Source organism: Streptomyces humidus, assembly GCF_014649655.1.
GTDB lineage: Bacteria > Actinomycetota > Actinomycetes > Streptomycetales > Streptomycetaceae > Streptomyces > Streptomyces humidus.
The window spans coordinates 1-1572 of record NZ_BMTL01000125.1 but is presented as its reverse complement, the minus strand read 5'-3'; the positions used below and the strand labels follow the sequence as shown (position 1 = coordinate 1572).

2 protein-coding genes are annotated in these 1572 nt (G+C 70.5%); one reads left to right on the top strand and one right to left on the bottom strand.

Annotation, left to right across the window (positions count from 1 at the left end):
• Positions 1-119 precede the first annotated feature (119 nt).
• Positions 120-590: a hypothetical protein gene (locus IE239_RS41360; protein WP_190154589.1), complete on the top strand. Its 471-nt coding sequence runs from the start codon at positions 120-122 to the stop codon at positions 588-590.
• Here IE239_RS41360 and IE239_RS41355 read toward each other — a convergent pair.
• Complete coding sequence (locus tag IE239_RS41355) at positions 562-1503, bottom strand: IS5 family transposase (protein WP_229878826.1); 942 nt, start codon at positions 1501-1503, stop codon at positions 562-564. The genes IE239_RS41360 and IE239_RS41355 overlap by 29 nt on opposite strands.
• Positions 1504-1572 lie beyond the last annotated feature (69 nt).

Below are 1572 nucleotides of genomic sequence, written 5' to 3'. Positions count from 1 at the left end.
AGACGCCATCCGCTTTCCGAACGTGATCGTTTGGTTCGGGCTGGGTGGGCATGAATTCCGGCTGGCGGCGGGAGAGATGGGCGTGGTTCGTCCGTTCGTCTCGCTTGCGGAGGTGGCTGGTGCCGTCGGTGCTCGGTCTGCTGGAGGCCCGGGAGAAGAAGGTCCGGGAAGAGGTCGCGCGGTTGCGGGAGGAGGCCGAGCGGGTGCAGGCCGCCCTCGGCGAGGCAGAACGCGCACTTCAGCGTCTTGCGGATGCCCGTGTGACGGTGGCCGAGGTGCTGGCCGAGCCGCCGTCCGCGGTCGTGGAGCGGGTGGGGAGCGCGGTGGCGGGGTCGGCGGTGCCGCGACGGGCCGAGGGGATGACGGCGTCGGTCCTGCCTGCGGACTACCGGCGGATCATGTCCGTGCTGGAGTCGGCTGCGGGCCAGGAAGGAATGCGGTGCCAGCAGATGGCCGCGGCCCTGGGCCTTCAGGCGGTCCCGGCGAAGGTAGAGGGGCTGCGGTCGAAGGCGAAACGCCTGGTGGAACGAGGGTGGGCACTCCAGACACGGCCAGGGGTGTTCACTCCGCTCGGGACGACGGCCGGCTGAAGGCGCCGGGGCGGCGCCCGGCCAGGCGGCTGCTCATGAGCATGGTCATGGACCACAGCACCATGGCCTCGTGCATGGCGGGCAGCGTTTCGTAGTCACGCACCAGGCGACGCGAGCGCATCAGCCAGCTCAGCGTTCTTTCCACCACCCACCTGCGCGGCAGCACCACGAACCCCGTGGTGTCGTCCGAGCGTTTGACGATCTCAAGCGTGAGGTGGAGGTTCTCAGCCGCCCAGTCGACCAGGCGCCCCGCATAGCCGCCGTCCGCCCAGACGAGCCGGACGGAGAAGTACAGCCTGCGCAGCCGCTCCAGCAGAGGCACCGCGGCGTCCCGGTCCTGCACGTTCGCTGCGGTCACCGCGACGGCCAGGACCAGGCCGAGGCAGTCCACCACCAGGTGCCGCTTGCGCCCGCCCACCCTCTTGCCGCCGTCCCAGCCGGACGTGAAGCGCGGGATGTTCGCCGCTGCCCGCACTGACTGCGAGTCCACGACGGCGGCCGTCGGGTCCACATCACGGCCGTCCTTCTGGCGCACTTTGTCGCGCAGCCGGTCGTGGAGCTCGGCGAGCAAGCCCGTCACCTGCCAGCGGCGGGCGAACGCGTGCACCCGCCGGTACGGCGGGAAGTCACAGGGCAGGTTGACCCACTTGACGCCGTTGTCGACGACATAGCGGACGGCGTCCAGCATGACGCGGTGGCAATAGCCCTCCGGCCGTCCGCCCCGCCCCTGAAGCCACGCGGGAACCGGCAGCAACGGCCGGAGGACCTGCCACTCCGCCTCCGTCAGGTCGGAGCCGTAACACCGCACGCGGTCCGGTCCGTCCGCCGCGTTGCCGAACCTGTGCGCGAGACAGTCACACGCAGGAGACGGCGCGTTGGACTCCACGGACGCAAGCGCGACAGACTGCGACAACAGGGCCTCCTGGTACTGCTCGGTTGGGATCGCAACCCCGAGCTACCAAGAGGCCCTGCCGCTATGCCC